The organism is Acholeplasma equirhinis, assembly GCF_017052655.1.
Lineage (GTDB): Bacteria > Bacillota_I > Bacilli_A > Acholeplasmatales > Acholeplasmataceae > Acholeplasma > Acholeplasma equirhinis.
In genome coordinates this window covers 560,640-580,479 of sequence record NZ_JAFIDC010000001.1, presented here as the reverse complement: position 1 = coordinate 580,479, position 19,840 = coordinate 560,640, and the positions used below count along the sequence as shown (strand labels likewise).

Annotated in this window: 11 protein-coding genes; all 11 read left to right on the top strand. The window is 32.3% G+C overall.

Annotated elements, in window-relative coordinates; all coding sequences use genetic code 11:
- Nucleotides 1-12: 12 nt before the first annotated feature.
- The 11 genes from JV173_RS02645 to JV173_RS02595 all read left to right on the top strand — a co-directional run bounded on the left by JV173_RS02645 (nucleotide 13) and on the right by JV173_RS02595 (nucleotide 19,831).
- A complete protein-coding gene (locus JV173_RS02645) occupies nucleotides 13-1,032 on the top strand; it encodes a LacI family DNA-binding transcriptional regulator (RefSeq protein ID WP_205734746.1) in 1,020 nt (339 codons plus the stop codon).
- A gap of 174 nt (nucleotides 1,033-1,206) precedes the next feature.
- The gene (locus JV173_RS02640) at nucleotides 1,207-4,254 is read left to right on the top strand and encodes a hypothetical protein (RefSeq protein ID WP_205734745.1); all 3,048 of its coding nucleotides are present in this window, start codon (nucleotides 1,207-1,209) and stop codon (nucleotides 4,252-4,254) included.
- Between the two features lie 2 nt (nucleotides 4,255-4,256).
- The gene (locus JV173_RS02635; RefSeq protein WP_205734744.1) at nucleotides 4,257-6,821 is read left to right on the top strand and encodes a carbohydrate binding domain-containing protein; all 2,565 of its coding nucleotides are present in this window, start codon (nucleotides 4,257-4,259) and stop codon (nucleotides 6,819-6,821) included.
- A gap of 12 nt (nucleotides 6,822-6,833) precedes the next feature.
- Entirely contained in the window at nucleotides 6,834-8,279 is a 1,446-nt protein-coding gene (locus JV173_RS02630) for an ABC transporter substrate-binding protein (protein ID WP_205734743.1), read from the top strand.
- A 68-nt stretch (nucleotides 8,280-8,347) separates the two neighbouring features.
- Nucleotides 8,348-11,506, top strand: a complete 3,159-nt coding sequence (locus JV173_RS07140; protein ID WP_205734742.1) for an extracellular solute-binding protein — start codon at nucleotides 8,348-8,350, stop codon at nucleotides 11,504-11,506.
- Nucleotides 11,507-11,571: 65 nt separating this feature from the next.
- Nucleotides 11,572-12,444, top strand: coding sequence for a carbohydrate ABC transporter permease (locus JV173_RS02620; protein ID WP_372433659.1), 873 nt, complete (start codon nucleotides 11,572-11,574; stop codon nucleotides 12,442-12,444).
- Nucleotides 12,445-12,447: 3 nt separating this feature from the next.
- Complete coding sequence (locus JV173_RS02615; RefSeq protein ID WP_205734740.1) at nucleotides 12,448-13,323, top strand: carbohydrate ABC transporter permease; 876 nt, start codon at nucleotides 12,448-12,450, stop codon at nucleotides 13,321-13,323.
- Entirely contained in the window at nucleotides 13,323-15,380 is a 2,058-nt protein-coding gene (locus JV173_RS02610; RefSeq protein WP_205734739.1) for a YIP1 family protein, read from the top strand. Before JV173_RS02615 ends, JV173_RS02610 begins: the two co-directional genes overlap by 1 nt.
- Nucleotides 15,373-17,760 carry a DUF5696 domain-containing protein gene (locus JV173_RS02605; protein ID WP_205734738.1) on the top strand — a complete coding sequence of 796 codons (2,388 nt, stop codon included), beginning with the start codon at nucleotides 15,373-15,375 and terminating at the stop codon, nucleotides 17,758-17,760. The genes JV173_RS02610 and JV173_RS02605 overlap by 8 nt, the downstream gene beginning before the upstream one ends.
- Complete coding sequence (locus tag JV173_RS02600) at nucleotides 17,760-18,878, top strand: carbohydrate ABC transporter permease (RefSeq protein WP_205734737.1); 1,119 nt, start codon at nucleotides 17,760-17,762, stop codon at nucleotides 18,876-18,878. The genes JV173_RS02605 and JV173_RS02600 overlap by 1 nt, the downstream gene beginning before the upstream one ends.
- Complete coding sequence (locus JV173_RS02595) at nucleotides 18,878-19,831, top strand: carbohydrate ABC transporter permease (protein WP_205734736.1); 954 nt, start codon at nucleotides 18,878-18,880, stop codon at nucleotides 19,829-19,831. The genes JV173_RS02600 and JV173_RS02595 overlap by 1 nt, the downstream gene beginning before the upstream one ends.
- Nucleotides 19,832-19,840 lie beyond the last annotated feature (9 nt).

Below are 19,840 nucleotides of genomic sequence, written 5' to 3'. Positions count from 1 at the left end.
AAGAGGCACAAAATGAAAAAACAAAATATTTATACTTTAGCAAAAGAACTGGATGTATCACCAGGAACGATTTCAAAAGTTTTGAATAATACAGGAAAAGTTAGTGAAGCAACAAGAACACGCATTCTTGAGTACATTGAAAAGGTTGGTTATGTACCAACCATGTCTGCAAGAATGCTTAAGAGTAAGTCTTCAAAAACAATTGGTGTTATTTTTAGTGAAGAATTAAACATTGGATTAGAACATCCATTCTTTTCAAGTGTTCTTCAACACTTTAAAACATATGTTGAAAATGAAGGTTATGAACTGTCATTTATTGTTACTAAATTAGGCAAGAATCGACTTTCATATTTAAAATGGTGTATGAATAAAAAAGTTGATGGCGTATATATCGTTGTTGGCAACTACAATGATAAAGGTATCGAAGAATTAATCGGTTCTGAAATTCCTGTTGTTTCAACTGATATGGTTTTAAAGGGCTTAAAAGCTGTTGTTTCAGATAATGATCATGCAGTTAAATCAATATTAGAATACTCAGTTCAAAAATTAAATAAAAAGAAAATTGGTATGGTTGTTGGTCCACAACAATCAAAAGCCTTTGAACAACGTTTCAATGCATATAAGAAATATATGAATGCCTTTAATTTACCGATTAATGAGAAACATATCGTATATGCACAAGGATTTGGATTTACATCAGGTTATCAAGCAACTCTAAATTTACTTGGTAATGAAGACTTACCTGAAGTTTTATTTGTTTCATCAGATGAAATTTCATTAGGTGTATTAAAAGCATTTCAAGATCATAAAATTGATGTACCAAATCAAATTCAAGTCATTGGATTTGATGACATCCCAGTTGCAAGATATGTCACACCAAGTTTAACAACCATGATGCAAGATCGTAAAATCTTAGGTGAAACAGCAGCTAAAACATTACTATCTATGATAGAAAATCCTGACACAGAAGTACCAGACGTTACATTAATCGATACAAAATTAATTAAAAGGGAGTCTACAAAAGAAGCATAAATATGCAACTTGTAGTCACTAATAGGAAAATCAAATTAAATTTATTGAAAACGCATTCATTTCATGATAAGATAAAAGTGAACTTTAAGGAAACCGATTTCATAAAAGATATTACATAGTAACTAAATTAATTTGTATGTATGGGGAAACCGATTTCTCAAATAAGGAGAGTTTATGGGGTATTTACAAAATCAAAGTTACATCATTGAAGATTATCAAAAAGATAAACCTTTCGCATCATTTCTCTCAGGTATAGCAGGTAAGCTTGGCAAACCACTTTGGAGTTTTTACATCAATCGTGGTCAAGCTATTTCGTCTTTTGGACTAAGAGATAAAAACGGTGCGATTTTAGAATTTTATCCAGGTAATCTTGCATATATGTACACAAGAACTATTGGCTTTAGAACATTTGTAAAAGTCAATGATAGGATTCATGAGTTTTTCAAAGAAGATAATAAAAATCAAAAAATGATCATCGATCGTCATCAACTAATGATCGAAGAAACAAATGAACAATTAGGAATCAAAGTAGAAGTAACATATTATACACTGCCTAACATGACATTTGCAGGACTTGCAAGAAAAGTCGTGTTAAAGAATTTAAAAAAAGAACCCCAATCATTACTTCTTGTAGATGGACTAGCACAGATTTTACCTGCTGGTATTGATTACGGTGGATATAAGGCAGTGTCTAATCTACTTCAATCTTGGATGTTAGCACTTGATTATAAAGATTATTTATTCTACAAATTATCTGCGTCAACTGAAGACACAGCAGAAGTTAAAAAAGTAGATTTCGGTAATTATTACTTTACAAAACAAGATAAAGTTAAACAATCTAAATATGTATATGATTATCGATTAATCTTTAAAAATGACTCAAGTCTTCAATTACCGCATGGTTTAGATGAAAAAAATTTATTTAATGGTCATCAAACACATATAAATCAAGTTCCTTCTGGTTTTACAATGAGTGAATTTGATTTAACTGAATCATATACGCAAGTTTCAGTTATTGGACACGCTGAAAATAGAAATGATTTAGAAACAATTGTTAAAACATTAACACTAAAAGATTTACTTTCTAAACAAGAAGAAAACAAAAAATTGCATGATGAACTCTTAGATGACATTAAGACTGAAACTGCACATCCAATATTTGATGCATACTTGAAACAATGTTATCTAGATAATTTAATGCGTGGTGGAGTACCACTTCCAATTGAAACAAAAGATGGTTTTGGTGCATATCATTTATTCTCAAGAAAACACGGTGATTTAGAAAGAGATTATAATTTCTTTTCACTAGAACCGAGATTTTATTCTCAAGGTAATGGTAACTTTAGAGACGTTTTACAAAACAGAAGAAATGATTTATTGTTCTATCCTGAAATTGATGACTTTAATATCTATCAATTTGGTTCTCTGATTCAAGCAGATGGTTATAATCCACTTTCAATTGAAGGTATCAAGTTTAGATACGAAGGTAAACCTTTTGGAATCAAAGAACTTGATGAAGTTTTAAAAGATTTATTTAGCTTAGGCATGATTGCTGAGGTCCTTGTTAAAACACCACTTAATTTAGAAGAATCAATGCATCAAATTCTAAAAGATTCTAAAGTAGAATTCATTGCACATTTTGGTGAAGGTTACTGGCAAGATCACTTTACGTATCTTTATGACTTAATTGAACTATATTTAGCAATATATCCAGATAAAGAAAAGAAATTACTTTTCGATGATATGAAGTATCCATTCTTTAAATCACCGGTTGATGTTAAACCAAGAGATCAAAAATATGTTCTAACGAAACAAGGCAAAGTTAGACAATACGATGCAATTAAACATCATCATGGACAACCAGATACATGGTTAAAAGGGCGTGATGCGACCTTAAGGGTCAACTTAATAGGCAAGTTAATCACATTAATACTTTCCAAATTCGGAGCACTCGATCCACTGGGTATTGGTATTATGTATGAAGCAGGAAAACCTGGTTGGAATGATGCGATGAATGGTTTACCTGGACTCTTTGGTTCAGGTGTTGGGGAAACAATCGAGTTAAGAAAACTAACTAAATTTGTTAAAAAATTATTACTTAAATATCAAACAGAACCTGTATACATTTTAAAATCTACTGCTGAACTAGGTTCAAATCTCAAAATTGCAAAAGATTTTGAAACTAGAATTGATGCACTTGAACACTATCGAGAAGTCTTAAAAGCAGATCAAGAAGTTTATGAATACACAGCAAGTTCATTTATTAACCTCATAGATCATCTAGATGAAATTCTTAAAGAAGGAATTAAAAAAGCAAAAGATCTTGCACCAGTTATACCAACATATCTTACGTATGAGGCAAAAGAATTTGAAAAGATTCAAAAAGATGGTCAAGATATCATTGGTGATTATGGATTACCACTTGTTAGAGTGAAATCATTTGAACTTAATCCAATCGTTCCATTCTTAGAAGCTCCAGCTAGATATCTTGCAAAACTTGCAAAAACTGAAGAAGCTAAAGAAATCTATAATGCCGTTAAACAATCTAAATTATATGATCAGAAGATGAAGTTCTATCAAACATCTGTCCCACTTGATGAAATGCCTGATGAAATAGGCAGAATTAAAGCATTCCAAAAAGGTTGGTTAGAACGTGAATCAAACTTCCTTCACATGACATATAAATATGTGTTATCACTCATTAAAGCTGGGTTATATGACACATTCTATGATGAAACTGAAACAAACTTCACATGTTTTATGGATCCAAAAGTTTATGGTAGAAGTCCATTAGAAAATTCAAGTTTTATTGTAACTTCTTCAAACTTAGATAAAACGAAACATGGTCAAGGTTTTGTTGCAAGACTTTCAGGCTCAACCTCAGAAATGTTATCCATTTGGCGATACATGTTCTTAGGAAAAGATTTATTTAAAGTTATCGATGGCAATCTTACATTTGAATTACACCCTATCTTACGTAAAGATTATTTCAAAGATGGTAAAGTACGTACAAATCTCTTTAAAACAATCGAGGTTGAATACATAAATACTTCAAATTCAAATACATATGATAAAGGTGTTCTCATTTCACATTATGAACTTGTGAAAGATGATGTCAGAGAAGTTATCTTAGGATCACAAATTAAAGGTCTTAAAGCCGAAGAAATTCGGAATAAAAAGTTTAACAAAATTATTGCGTATATCAAAAAGGAGGATATTTAAATATGAGCATACGTAAACTAATGTTAGTAGCATTCGCGTTTATGACAACACTGGTGCTAGTAGCATGTGAAACAACAGTTCAATTAACTTCAATTATGTTTGAAGGAACTAGTAACGTTGAAGTGCCATTTGGGGAGCCTTTTAACGTTTTAACTGGTGTTAGAGCAAAAGGTAATGACGGTAAATATTATGATGATGAAATCACATTTACTTCATTAGCTGTTGCAAAAGGTGACTTACAAGCTGACGGTACTTTAAATACATCAACACCGCAAGCTATTGAGGTCAAATATACTGTTCAAGTTGGTGCAGTTAAAGCAGAAACATTTAGACAAATAACTGTTTTAACACCAGAACCTACAGGTGATGCGATGATTCAAAATGGTGACTTCTCTCAAGGTCTATCATTCTGGAACAATCCAGCAGTTAACTATGTTGCAGATGGTGCTGCAATGCAACTTTCTGTTGAAGATGGTGCTTTAAAAGTTGAAATGACTGTTGGTGCTAATGCTTGGACACCAAGATTTGGACAAGACGGTATTACTTTTGAACAAGGTAAGACATACGAAGTATCATTTAAAGCAAAAGCAAACGATCCTAAGAAGATTAATCTTCAAGTTGGTGAATTATTACCATCTGATCCATACTTCAATGACTTCAAACCTGGTCAAACAATATATAAAGACATTACAACATCTTGGGCAACTTACTCATATAAATTTACAATGGGTAAACCAACGAATACTAAAGGTGCAATCTTATTTGAATTAGGTACAGTTAATCAAAATGCTGTTTCTACAACGATCTATTTTGATGATATTAAAGTTGAAGAAGCAACAGCTGATCCAGATACTGAAGGTCCAGTATTATCAGGTATTATTGCTGAACAAAACATTACAGTTGGTTCAACATTCAATCCACTTGCTGGTGTAACTGCGTATGATGTTGGTGAAGCTAAAGATTACACTGCAGAAATCGAAGTTACTATCTTTGATGAAGATGATAATGAAGTTGATTCAGTAGATACATCAACTCCTGGTCAATTTAGAATCGTATACTTTGTTGAAGATACATTAGGAAATGAATCTGAAGAAGAATCAATTGTTAATGTCGTTGACTTATTATTTGGAGATAACTTATTTGCAGAATTAAATTCTGATTTCACAAAACCAATCGCTGAAGATGATACATGGACTGTTTGGTATGCAGAAGGTGGTCCACAAGTTAATGTAACACAAGATACAACTGAAGGTTCATTAACACTTGATATTACTGGTGGTGGTGAAGCTGCTTGGGCAGTTCAATTAACTAAACCAGAAACACAAAATGTTGAATTAAAACAAGGTCATACTTATAAATTTGTTGCGATTGTTTCTGCAGAAGTTGCAAGAAGCATGAATGTAGCAATCGGTCATGGTCAATGGGTTGAATATGGACGTAAAGACGGTTTACAAATTGGTACAACAGCTACAAGTATCGAATTTATCTTTACAGTTACTCAACCAACACATGTTGTTAGATTTACATTTGAATTAGGTAATCAACCTGGATTTGCTGATGGTGAAGTTACATTCCATCATGTTGGTTTACATGAATTAACATACGATTTCCCACTTACAAACAGTGATTTTGCAATTTCTGGTTGGAGAGGATTCTATAACTCCTGGGAAGGTAGTGAAGCAACCTTCGGTATTGAAGATGGCCAATTCGCTATGCATATTACTAAATTTATGGCTGGTGGAGAAGGTTGGAAACTTCAAATTATGCAAGACGTTACAGCATTTGGTGGCGATACAGAAGTAGGTGTTCTGGAATTAGAACCTAATACAACTTATCTTCTTAAATTTGATATGTATGCATCACAACCAATGACAGTGAATCCACTTGTTGCTAACCCATCAAACTGGGCAAACTTCATTCTAGAAGCTGATAGAACAGTTAACTTAACAACAGGTAAACAAACATTTATATTAGAACTTACTACACCTGCTGAAGTAAATGGTGAAGAAGTACTTAAATTTGAATTCGGTGGTGCATTTGCATCATTTGAAGAAGGCTTAGTGTCTATCTTCTTAGATAACGTTTCAATTACTAAACAAGGTGAGGGAAATCAACCAATTGCATCTGTTTACAACGGAACAATGGATCAACCTTATGGCTGGAACTTCTTTGCTGAAGGTAATTCAATGACTTGGGAACCTGGTAAAGCTGTTATTACTGTAACAACACTTGGTGCAGAAGCTTACATCCCTCATTTCTATCAAGAAGGTATTACACTTGCAGCTGGTGAATATACATTAGTGCTTCAAATTAAATCTTCAGTATCAAGAGACTTAAGAGTAAACTTAGTTTTACCAAACGAAGGTTTCTCATCAATGCTTGAAGGTGGTAGTCATGACTTTGCAGTGACTGCAGATACTGTACATACAATTACAATTAACTTTACAGTTTCAGTACCAAAAGAAAATATTAAGTTTGAATTAGACTTTGGTACATTAGGTGGAGATTTAACATCACTTCCAGGAACATTTGAAATTTCACAAGTCTTTATCTACCCTAATTTCTAATAGGAGGTTTACATGAAAAAAATATATACATTGATTGTGGGGTTAATCCTTGCTACATTGCTTGTAGCATGTGGTGATACTCCAGATGTCGAAAATCGTATCCAGCTTTCTTATGCTGACTGGGGAGATCAAGACATGAATCAAAAACTTATTGACGCTTTTGAAGAAGCATATCCACATATTGATGTTCAATTAAGAACTGATATTGGTGGATCTGGTGCTGAATTCACTGGTAACCTTCAACTTGCTGCTACAGTAGGTATCTTACCAGACGTATTTGCAACAGATAACGTACCAACAATCGTTGTTTCAGAACTTGCACTTGATGTTGCAGAGTATTGGGACAAAGATGAAGATGCAGAACTAGTCTATCCATATATTGCAGATACTGCTGTATATAATGGTAAAAGATATGCAATTCCTTCATTCCAATTTTTAAAAGGTATCATGATCAATTTAACAATCTTTGAAAAAGCTAACCTTACAACAGTAGAAGGTAAATACCGTATTGATGAAGATGGTTACCCTGTAAAAGACTGGACATATTCAGAATTTATTGAAATTGTTAAAGCAATCAAATCTCCAACATTTACAGATCCTCAAAATACAGTCATCGCACTTGATACATGGTATGGATCACCAGATTTCCAACAAGTTTGGCCAACAATGAACAATGCAGATGTTATGTATGATACATTTGATGGTGAAAAATTCAATTACACATCTGATGAATGGATCTTTGCAATGCAAGAAAAAGTTAAACTTCAAATGTTAACTGATGGTACATTACAAAACTTCACACAAGAACAATACGATACATATCCTCACCTAGGTGGTTATTTAATCTCTACCGGTTATGGTGCAATGGATATCGAAGGTTCTTGGCAATTTAACGTGATTAAAACTGCTAAAGATAATGGTGTATTTGATTTAGGTTTCTGGCCATACCCACAAGGATCTGAAGGTTTATACCCGCCAGTTATTCTTGACTATCAAGCAGTTTCAAGCCAAACTAAAAATCCAGAAGAAGCATATTTACTTGCTAAATGGATGACTTATGGCCGTCAAGGTTGGGCTGCACGTTTAGATGTCTTAGAAGAACGTCGTGCTGCTGAAGAAGCAGATGGTGTTATACCATCTTATTTAGACCGTTTCCCAATCGCTGATTATCCTGAAATTTGGGAAAGAGTAGAAGAAATGGTTGATGGTATTGAAGGTGTAAGTTATATTTTCCAACACATTGAAAAAGCTAAACCAGACTTAGATAAATGGTTACCAGGCTATAAAGATTTCTGGACTTGGGCAACCGATGTTGAAAACAATGCCTATTCATGGCAAGCTTTAGTCACTCAAGGTCCATCTGCAGTGCCACAATTTGCAGTTGAATGGAACACTAAAGCAAACGAATTGTACAATCAAAAGAAAAACGAATTAGGTAATCCTAATAGCGGTTCATAAAAACTAGAATGTATGTGTGTGAGAGGTTTTTTCCTCTCACACGCATCATTTAGAAAAAGGGGTTCACCGTGGGTTTTATAGAAATTACATTTTACAGTTTAATCCTATTATTTTTAATAGGATTTACAATTTATTTAATTAACTATTATAGAAATCAAAAAATTAAAGGTCCTAGACCTGTTTCAAAATGGCATCAATTTGTAAAAAAGATAACAACAAAAATTAAGGATTTTTTAGTCATCATTCCAGTTAAAAAGACGATTTTCATAACATTAGGTTCAGTCTTACTTTTAGTTGTTGTGTTATCCTTTTTACAACCACAAACTCTAAATCATTACATTGATGGTAGTGATTTATCATATCGTTATGAACCAACCATCACGCAGAGTGATGTTGTTTATTATTCTTCATTTAAGGTTGCTAATAGCAACAAACAAATTGTGAACATCAATGAAGCATTTTTAGTTGACCAATATAATGCTAATATCATTGATGGTACGAATGAAATCTATAGTGAAGAATATGCAGCATATCAAGCATTTAGCAATACAACAAGCGATATTGCATTATTAGATTCTGACAATACAATCTCATTCAATGTTGGTGTATTAAATGATGGTTTATATCATCTAGCGATTGATTTTTATGAGTTAACAAGTCTTATTGATGCAACACAAATTGATATTCGTATTAATGGACAAAATCCTTATTATGAGGCAAAAACAATTGTTTTACCTTCAATTTGGGTATTTGAAACTGATGAATTTAAGTTAGATCGATATTTTAATGAAATTCAACCACAATCAGAAAAAACAAAAGGTTGGATGCATCATAAAATCAATGACCAAAAGGGTCTGCATCCAGGTTTATTCTTATTCCCATTAAAATCAAATGATGAAATTAGTATTCATTATGTTAATGCGGAATTATTAATCGGTCAAATATACTTAGTTTCTGAAGAAAATATTCCTACGTACGAAGCATATCTTCAAGGTAAAAATTTAAGCGATGTACATAAAGCTTATAGTGAAGTATCTGCAAGAAATATTTCAAGACGTTCAGATGCATCAATTAGATTGCGTCCAGACCAAGATGCCTCACATATGTATTATGACACGCAATTCTTAAGATTAAATGTTGTATTCTCTGATTCATGGCAAAACGGTGGACAAAGCTTAACGTATCAAGTTGAAGCTCCAGAGAGTGGTTTTTATACGTTAAGTGTTAAATATCGTCAGTATGCATTACGTGATATGGCAACATTCCGTAAAGTTTATATCGATGGAGAAGTACCTTTTAAAGATTTCGAAGCAGTTGCGTTCCCATATACAACAAGTTTTATCAATAGAACTTTAGTTGATAGTGAGAATAATCCTTACTTCATATATTTAGACGCTGGTATGCATGAAATCACTTTTGAATCCGTGCTTTATCCTTACAGAAATGCGATTGAAAAGATTCGTGAAATTATGTCTAAAATTCAATCACTTGCATTAGATGTTAAACGTTATACTGCAGGTGGAACTGATCCATATCGTGACTGGGATATTGAAATTTATTTCCCTAGTGCACAAGGTGATATTAGATCATGGGCTTATGAACTTGAAGATCTTTATAATGAATTATCTATTTTAAGTACAATCAATAATCCTTCTGAAATTATCAATTTAAGAGTCGCTGCATCAAGACTGATGTCCATTGCAGAAGAAATCAATAGATTACCATCAAGAATGGTACAGTTTTCTGATGGTGATTCATCTGTAAACCAATTACTTGGTTTCTTGATGCAACGTTTAATGACATCACCACTTGAATTAGAAAGAACAATGATTTCTTATGATGCTGCGTTACCTTCTCCACATAGTAATTTATTCGTTAATCTTTGGGAAGGTACAAAACGTTTAGTTTTATCATTTATTAACAATCCTTATTCAATTAATAACGGCAGTGATGATGAACTTGTTGTTTGGGTAAATCACCCAAGACAATATATTGAAATTATGCAAGCGATGATTGACCAACAATTTAATGGTCCTTATCGTGTCACACTATCTCAAATGCCAAATCAAAATAAACTCATTCTTGCAAATACATCAGGTAAATCACCAGATGTTGCACTTGGTGTTGATCACTGGATTCCTTATGATTTTGCAATTCGTGATGCTTCACTTGATCTACGTCAATTTGAAGGCTATCAAGAACTTGTTTCACACTTTTCTAAAGGTGCAATGATACCATTTATCTTTGAAGATGGTGTTTTTGGTATACCTGAAACTCAAAACTTCTGGGTAACTTATTATCGTCGTGATATCTTAGATTCTATTGGTATTACAGATATTCCACAAACATGGGAAGAAATTATTGAAATTTTACCGATTTTACAATCATATGGCTTAAATTACTTCGTACCGCTTGCTCAATATACTGGTTTGAAACCATTTGTTGCAACATTACCATTTATTTATCAATTTGGTGGTGACTTATATAGTGATAACGGTATGAGCACTGCAATTAATAGTGAAGAGACACTACAAGGTATTAAATTAATGAGTGATTTATTCACTTTATATAACATTCCAAAATATGTTGCAAGTTTCTATAATAACTTTAGATATGGTACATTACCGATCGGTATTTCTGACTTATCTACGTATATTCTACTTCAAACAGCTGCTAAAGAATTAGATGGTCTATGGAGCATGGATTTACATCCAGGTTATTATGATCAATCTAAAGATGAAATTGTGCGTTATAGTGCATCTGGTGCTCAAGCAAATATGATTTTATCTGCAACAAATAAAAAAGATGCTGCTTGGGATTTCTTAAAGTGGTGGATGTCAACACCGGTACAAAGTGAGTTTGCATTTACACTTCAAGCAACTTATGGTAAAGCTTATTTCTGGAATACAGCAAACTTAGATGCATTCGCAACCGTTTCAATGCCAAAGGTTTATCGTGATATTGTGTTGGCACAATGGAATTATGCACTTGAAGCACCAAGAATTCCGGGTACTTATATGGTTGAACGTGAAATATCAAATGCTTGGACAACAATCGTCTTTGATGGTACAAATCCAAGACAAGCACTAGATAATGCAGTCCGTGTATCAAATCGTGAAATTCTTTATAAAATGGCTGAATTTGGATATGTTGTTGATGGAGTAATTGTTAAAAACTATCCAGTTCCAAATATGAATAACGTTGACTACTGGTTGGAGGAAAGATAATGGAAGCACAACAAAAGAAACCAACCTGGTTTACTAAAACAATTCAATTTGATCCATTAACTAAAATGAATGGACCTGCATGGTTTATTATTCCATACTGGACATTATTCATTATTTTCATCGTGATTCCAGTCGTTGCAGCTATTGTTTTATCATTTACTTACTTTAACGCTATTCAAGCACCAACTTATGTTGGTATTAGAAACTATATTGAATTAATCAGTATTGATACAGTATTTATGCAATATGTTTTATCGAATACGATTAAGTTTGCATTAATTGTTGGTCCAATTGGATATATCTTATCGTTTTTACTTGCATGGATGCTTGCACAAATACCAAAAACACCTAGAACAATATTTGCAATCATATTATATTCACCATCCTTAACAATGGGTGTTGCAATGTCGACCATGTGGCAAATTATCTTCTCAGGTGATGCATCTGGTTATTTAAATAGTATGTTATTAAATTGGGGATTAATCTTAGAACCAATTCAATTCTTACAATCACCAGAATATTTAATGAATATTATGATTATTGTCTCATTATGGAGCTCAATGGGGGTTGGTTTCCTTGCAATGTTAGCAGGTGTTCTAAATATTGACCAAACACTTTATGAGGCTGCATATGTCGATGGTATTAGAAATCGTGCACAAGAAATTTTATATATTACAATTCCTTCAATGAAACCTCAAATGTTATTCGGTGCGGTGATGGCAGTTGTTTCAACATTCCAAGCAGGTGGTATTGGTGTTCAATTATCAGGATCAAATCCAACACCACAATATGCAGGTCAATTAATTGTTAACCACATTGAAGACTTTGGATTCATTCGATATATGATGGGTTATGCTGCAAGTATATCGGTTGTACTTTTGATCTTGGTTTACGCAATTTCAAAAGTTACCTTTAATCTATTAGGAGAGAAGGAGTAGACTATGGCTAGTTATCAAGGTACAAAAATAAATCCAACGAATTTCCATCCTTCACAACTTAAGTTCTATCTAGTGATTGTTCCACTAGCAATTTTCATGCTGCTTCCAATTATCTTCATTTTAAACCATGCATTTAAACCACAATCAGAGTTATTTGCATACCCACCTAGATTCTTTGTAGTTAATCCAACATTTGATAACTTTACACAACTTGCTACAGTTGCAAATGCATCTGGTGTACCATTCTCTAGATATTTAGTTAATAGTATCTTAGTAACTGTATCTGGTGTTGTTTTAACGATATTATTTACAGGTTTATCAGCTTATGGATTATCTAAACTAAAGTTTAAAGGTAAAAAATTACTCTTTGAATTAAATACTTTAGCGTTAATGTTCGTACCAATTGCTGTTCAAATTCCAAGATATTTAATCATTGCACAAATGGGTTTAATTGATAATTATTTAGTTCATATTTTACCGGTAGTTGTCATGCCTGTTGCAATGTTCTTACTTAAACAGTTCATCGATCAAGTACCAAATGAACTCATTGAATCTGCAAAAATTGATGGTGCAACAGAAATGCAGATATTCTTTAAAATCATCATTCCCATTATCATGCCAGCAGTCACAACTGTAGGTATTTTAGCTTTTCAAGCTTTATGGAATGATGTTTCAGCATCAACTTTATATATTGATGATGAATCAAAGAGAACACTAGCATTCTTTATGATGAGTTTAACTGCATCACAAGGTAATACTGTTGCTGGTCAAGGTATGGCTGCCGCAGCAGGTTTAATTATGTTCTTACCAAATCTATTATTATTCATATTCTTACAAGGTAAAGTCATGAATACCATGGCGCATTCAGGTATTAAATAATGAAAAAATCTGGAATTTTACTCTTTCTTATTTTAATACTGACAGTATTCTTAGTCACACCTGAGGTAAGTGCGAATGGACTACCTTATACGACTTTTACATGGAGTACGTCAAGAAGCTCTTTAGTACCTACTCAAGATGCTTATTTACCTTTATCTATACAATATAACTTAGATGATATTACATTAAATAATCCATCTGATTTAACAATTGATAAAGATGACAATATTTATATTGCGGATTATGTATCCGTTGGATCAAGTTATCAGGGGTATATCGTTAAATATAATTTAAATAATGATTTAGTTGAAAAAATTGGTGAAGGTATCCTACTTAGACCAACTGGTGTACATATTGGTAAAGATGGCAATATTTATGTTGCTGACTTACAGGCTAAAAAAGCTTATAAGTTTGTATATAATCCAGATAATTTTCAATATGAAGTTGCAGTCACATATGAAAGACCTACAAATACACCATATTTTGGTGCAAATGAAGTGTTTGAACCAACTAAAATTATTTCAGACCAAGGTAACGTTGTTTATATTTTACTTGCAGGTAACATTAATGGTCTTGCAAAATATGAAAACAACGGTACATTCACTGGTTTCTTTGGTGGTAATCAAATACCACAAACGTTTGAAAATATGGTCCGTAGTTTGTTCTTTAACGAACAACAAAGAAGAGATTGGTTTAAAATGATTCCACTGCCTGTTTATAATGTTGGTGTGGATCAAAATGGACTCATTTTAACAACGACTAAAGAACAATCCGGTTATTTAAAATTAAATATTGCAAACTATGTTTATTCTCAATCAAACTTTGGGTTTAGCGATATCGAAGATATCTTCGTTGGACCAATCGGTACAATTTATACAGTATCTGCAAAAGGATTTATTACAGAATACGCACCAGATGGTGAAACATTATTTATCTTCTCAGGTACGGATACAAACGGTCAAAAAGGTTTATTTAAACAACCTCGCGGTATTGCAGTAGATGATAAGAATAATATCTATGTCATTGATGCTGAAACAAAAGCTTTACAAATTTTTGTACCAACAGACTTTGCAAATTTAGTTCATGAGGCGATTGAACTCTATCAAGACGGTAAATACATTGAATCACTCACACCATGGCAAAATGTCCTTAAAATGAATGCCTTATTCGATATGGCAAACAAAGGTATTGCGGATGCTTACTTTGCAGAAGGTGATTATGAAAATGCAATGGTAGCATACGAAATTGCACGAGATAGAAATGGTTATAGTGATGCATATTGGGAAGTTAGAAACGTTCAACTGTTATCATCTGGCCCACTCATTATTACCGTTTTACTTTCATTAATTGTCTTACTAATCTTAAATATTTTCTTGAAATTTGGACAATACTTAAAGTATCCATTCAAAAAAGCACATCAATTCTTAATGCGATTTAAATACTATCAAGAACTTGCCTACGGTTTCTATACCTTAAGACATCCCGAAGATGGTTTTTATGGTATTAAAAGAGAAAAGAAGAGTTCTAACTTTACAGCACTTACATTAATTCTTTTATTCTTTGCAGCATATATCTTCTGGATTTATCAAACAAGTTTCTTATTCAATTCATTTATTCCAGCAGAAATTGAGTTTTCTCAACAAGCAATCTTTATTTTCTTACCTTTAGGTTTATGGATTGTATCGAATTACTTAGTATGTTCGATTAGAGAAGGTGAAGGTAAATTAAGTGATGTATTCCAAGGTACAGCATATATCTTAATTCCAATGATCATTACTTTACCAATTCTGACTGTTTTATCTCATTACTTAACACTCAATGAAGCGTTCATCTATGATTTCTTATTCTTAATTGGACTAGTTATCACAGGTATTTATGTTGTGTTAATGGTTAAGGAAATTCATTTTTATGATGTCACACCAACACTAGGTAACATTTTAATTTCAATCTTTACAGCTTTAATGATTCTAGTATTCTCAGCTATTGTTTACCTACTTTTAAATGAAGTTGTTGGCTTATTTGATGATGTGATTAGGGAGGTGACGAATCGTGGTTAGTTTAATTAAAAAATTCACAGGTTTACTCATGATTATTGGTACAATCGCGACCACGGTTGCTTTTGCAAATGTCGGACCTACCCACTTTAATGATGTCCCTTCAGTTGTTGATAATTATCCATATATCACTGAGAGTTTATTATCAAGTTCAAGATACACTCAACCAACCAATATCGATCCTGCTAGACTTCAAAACTATGAGGATAATTTCAAACCTGATTTTTCAAAAGAAGATTTAGAAACAATAAATTATGAATTCGTATTAGAAAACGATCAATTTGAACTTTATTTCAATGATTTATCATTTGGTATTATGTTAAGAAACAAAGACACTGGTTATTTATGGAGTTCAATGAATTTATTCTATGTTGGATCAGATGGTAACAGAACCTATAGAAATCATGGTAATTCAGGTATTTGGGTAGATTTTGTTAGAACAACCGCTATTCGATCATCTGCAATTATTAGAGAAAGTATTCTATCAATTGCAGATGCTAGATATTATCAAGAAAACGAAAATATTCCTAATGATTTATTAATTTATGCAATCAATCCTAACGCAACAGATGCGAAACATAATGATGCAAAAATCACTTATACAGTGAACAGTTCAACAAATAAACTCATTGCACATATTAATTTACGTCCTTATAAATTCGAATTTGATGTTGAAATTTCTTTAACAGATAAAGGGTTTGACACATTCTTAAATAAAGACTCAATTGAAGAAAATGATGATCGTTTTAGACTATTAAATATTCATTTATTCCCTAACTTTGGTGCGACAAAAGAAACAAATGTACCAGGTTATTTCATGATACCTGATGGTATTGGTGCACTTGTTCGACTCGATCGTAATCACAATACAACATTTAACGCTCGATTCTATGGCAATGATGCAGGATACAATCAAAACTATATTCCTAATTTAACGTTACCAATTTTTGGAGTTACACATTTAGAAGGTGAAAATGCCTTTTATGCATTCGTAAAAGAAGGTTCTGAACATGCAAATCTTCAAGGTACATTTGCTGGTGCAAACACTAAATTTAACAGTATGCACATTCAATATTCAGTTAGAAATATATATTATGCAGTCATCTCTAGAGATGGTAGTGGTGCAGAAGCAATCTTACCAGGTTATTTAAATGGTAATTTAGATATCTCTTATCGCTTCTTAAGTGGTGAAGATGCAAGTTACGTAGGTATGGCAAAAGACTTCCAAGAAACATTAGTTGATGAAGGTATCTTATCTGAAAGAGAAAAGATTAATCAAAATCAAATACCGCTTCAAACATCTTATATTATGACCGAACGTGAAGCATCATTTATTGGAACAAATAAAGTCGTTATGTCATCGATTGATCAAATTAAAGAAATGTATCATCATTTCAAAGAAAATGAGATTTTAAATCAACAAGTTACCTTATATGGATGGAGTGAAGATGGTTTTACTGATCGTGCACCATATCGACAAATCTTAGTTGAAAACGTCAATCAGTTTAGATCATTAGGTCAAACCTTAAAAGGTGATGGTAATGGATATTACATGCATCAAGATTATCGTTTCGCAACATCGAAAGGTCCTAGAATCAATTACTTTAGCGATGTTGCATATAATATTACACGTATTCGTATGAGTAACGATATATCTGATTTAGATAATTTAGTTTATCAAAGATATGATCTTTTCCCTTGGAGCAGTTTAAGAATGGCAAACGAAGATAAGAGTGGATTTGATTATTATCTAACAGATGGTATAGCGTTAGATGGTATTACATATAGTCCATTTGGATTTAGTAACAGTGGACAATACTACGACAGAACAGATTCAATTTCTTATTATCAAGATATTGCATCACTTTATCCAAATAGTCAAATGTATCAACCAAGTTTCTATTTATATAAAGCCCTTGGCAGCTATTTAAATATGACAATTGGTAATTCACAATTTACTTATTATAGTGATTTAGTACCAATGTTGCCGTTAGTTTTAAAGGGGTACATTAGTTATTTCACAAGTTACTTAAACTTTAATGCTTTAGGTAAAGATCGCATTTTAAATCTAATTGATTTTGGTATGAATCCAAGTTTTGTACTTACATATGAAGAAACTTATAAGATGAGATTTACAGATGCATCAAATTTCTATACAACATCATTTAGTAACTACAAAGAAGAAGTTGTTGAAACTTATCATTATGTTAATGATGCATTAAAACATGTCTTAGGTGAAAAGATTATTGCTAGAGATGTGCTTGAACTTGGTATTGTTAGAATTACTTATTCAAACAATAAAAAGATTTATGTGAATTACTCAAATACAAATTATAGCGTTGATGGTATTACAATCAATGCACAAGATTATGAGGTGGTATGATGAAAAAAATACGCACCTTCTTTAGCAGTATCAAATCATTCTTTAGTAAATTAAAGAAAGATTTTAAACACTACACTTATCATTATTTCCTACGATATTTTGTCATTGCATGGCGATGGATTGGTGATAAGTGGTATCAATATGTGACACCAGTTTTAGGTAAAATCGGTCATTTTCTAACCCATAATGCCTTACTAAAAATCGATAACCTACATATCAGACTATTTGGTATTAGATTCAAAAATACCAGAAAAGGTAGAGATATCTTTTATGGGTTCTTATTTATTTCACTATGGTTAATTGGTTTCTTAGTCTTTACGTTATATCCACTTGTTTATTCATTTTATTTAAGCTTTACTGAAAGTTACTTTACAACCTCAACTGGAATTAATTCATCATTCCATGGAATGAATAACTATTTTAATATCTTACAAGACCAAAGATTATTACCAATGTATGTTGGTTATCTTGGTAAGATGATGTTATCTGTACCACTCGTCATTATTTTCTCAATGATTATTGCAATGTTGATTAACCAACCAATTAAGGGTAAAGGTTTATGGCGAACAATATTCTTCTTACCTGTCATCATTTCAACAGGACCAATTATTACAGAATTAACCACACAAGGTGCAGTTTCTCTGCCAAGTTTAGAAAACAATGCAGTTATTTTATATATTGCAAATAATTTAGGTGAATGGATTGCAGATCCTGTTATGGCACTCCTTAATAGTTTATTACTCGTCTTGTGGTATGCTGGTATTCCGATTCTAATCTTCCTTGCTGCACTACAAAAAATTGATAAGAGTATTTATGAAGCATCAAGTATTGATGGTGCATCACCTTGGGATAACTTTTGGAAGATTACATTACCTTCGATCAAACCATTTATTAGCATCAATGTTGTTTATGTAGTTGTCTCTATGTCAAGTTTTGTTGAACCGGGTGGTATCTTAAACTTAACCCAAATTCATATGATATTTGGTAGTTCACTTGATGTCAATTGGCATGGATACGGTTATGCAGCATCAATGGCATGGATATACTTTATATTGATGGTAGTTGTCATGGGATTCTATGTAGGTCTGCTTTCAATTAAGAGAAAGGAGAGCCGTTAATGAAAACTAAAGCACAATCATTCAAGAAAAAATTAAAGCGCATCATGTTTGGAATGAGATTTTATGATGGACTCTTTTATAAACTTGTTGTCTATACCTTATTAATCTCATTTGCGTATGTATATTTATATCCAATTTTATTCATGACAGTGACATCATTTATGAGTGTTGAGGATTTAATTAATGATGGTGTAAAATGGGTACCAAGAAATATTACATTCAAAAACTTTGAACAAGCTTTCATTGTCTTAAAAATGTGGGATCCTGCAAATAATGTTTATTTAGATTCTTTCTTCTCAACTTCAAGTTATGTACTTAAAGCATCAGTCATTGTAACTTCAACATCTGCAATTATTGGTTATGGATTTGCAAAATTTGATTTCCCATTAAAGAAAATCTTATTTATATTTATGTTAGCCACATTCATTCTGCCTTCACAAGTTACTATGGTATCAACAATCGGAATTTATCGTTCATTAGGTATACTATCTAGTGAATGGGCAATGTTATTACCTGGTTTCTTTGGACAAGGCTTGAATCAAGCAATTTATATATTAATTTTCTATCAATTCTTTAAAACAATTCCTTCTGCATTATATGAATCAGCAGAAGTGGATGGTGCAGGACAATTTAGAATCTTTAGAAGTATTGCATTACCTTTAGCAATTCCTTCAATTGTTATTGTTCTATTATTCTCATTTGTATGGTATTGGAATGAAACTTTCTTAACATCATTATTTACAGGTGATTCAAGAACATTACCTTTATTAATTACTAAATTTAGAGATTCATATAGTACACTATTTCCACCAGGTACACCTGGAGCGGAATTAAATGAAGCGGTTGTCTTAGCAGCGAACCTAATTTCTATCTTGCCACTCTTGGTAATTTACTTCATTGGACAAAAACAATTCACTGAAAGTATTGATAGAACAGGTATTACAGGTGAATAGGAGGTATTC

Excerpts from the sequence above, each read along its gene's own strand:
- JV173_RS02600 (WP_205734737.1), top strand. The coding sequence starts at position 17,760 with ATGAAAAAAATACGCACCTTCTTTAGCAGTATCAAATCATTCTTTAGT.
- JV173_RS02615 (WP_205734740.1), top strand. The coding sequence starts at position 12,448 with ATGGCTAGTTATCAAGGTACAAAAATAAATCCAACGAATTTCCATCCT.
- JV173_RS02645 (WP_205734746.1), top strand. The coding sequence starts at position 13 with ATGAAAAAACAAAATATTTATACTTTAGCAAAAGAACTGGATGTATCA.
- JV173_RS02640 (WP_205734745.1), top strand. The coding sequence starts at position 1,207 with ATGGGGTATTTACAAAATCAAAGTTACATCATTGAAGATTATCAAAAA.
- JV173_RS02635 (WP_205734744.1), top strand. The coding sequence starts at position 4,257 with ATGAGCATACGTAAACTAATGTTAGTAGCATTCGCGTTTATGACAACA.
- JV173_RS02630 (WP_205734743.1), top strand. The coding sequence starts at position 6,834 with ATGAAAAAAATATATACATTGATTGTGGGGTTAATCCTTGCTACATTG.
- JV173_RS02610 (WP_205734739.1), top strand. The coding sequence starts at position 13,323 with ATGAAAAAATCTGGAATTTTACTCTTTCTTATTTTAATACTGACAGTA.
- JV173_RS02595 (WP_205734736.1), top strand. The coding sequence starts at position 18,878 with ATGAAAACTAAAGCACAATCATTCAAGAAAAAATTAAAGCGCATCATG.
- JV173_RS02620 (WP_372433659.1), top strand. The coding sequence starts at position 11,572 with ATGAATGGACCTGCATGGTTTATTATTCCATACTGGACATTATTCATT.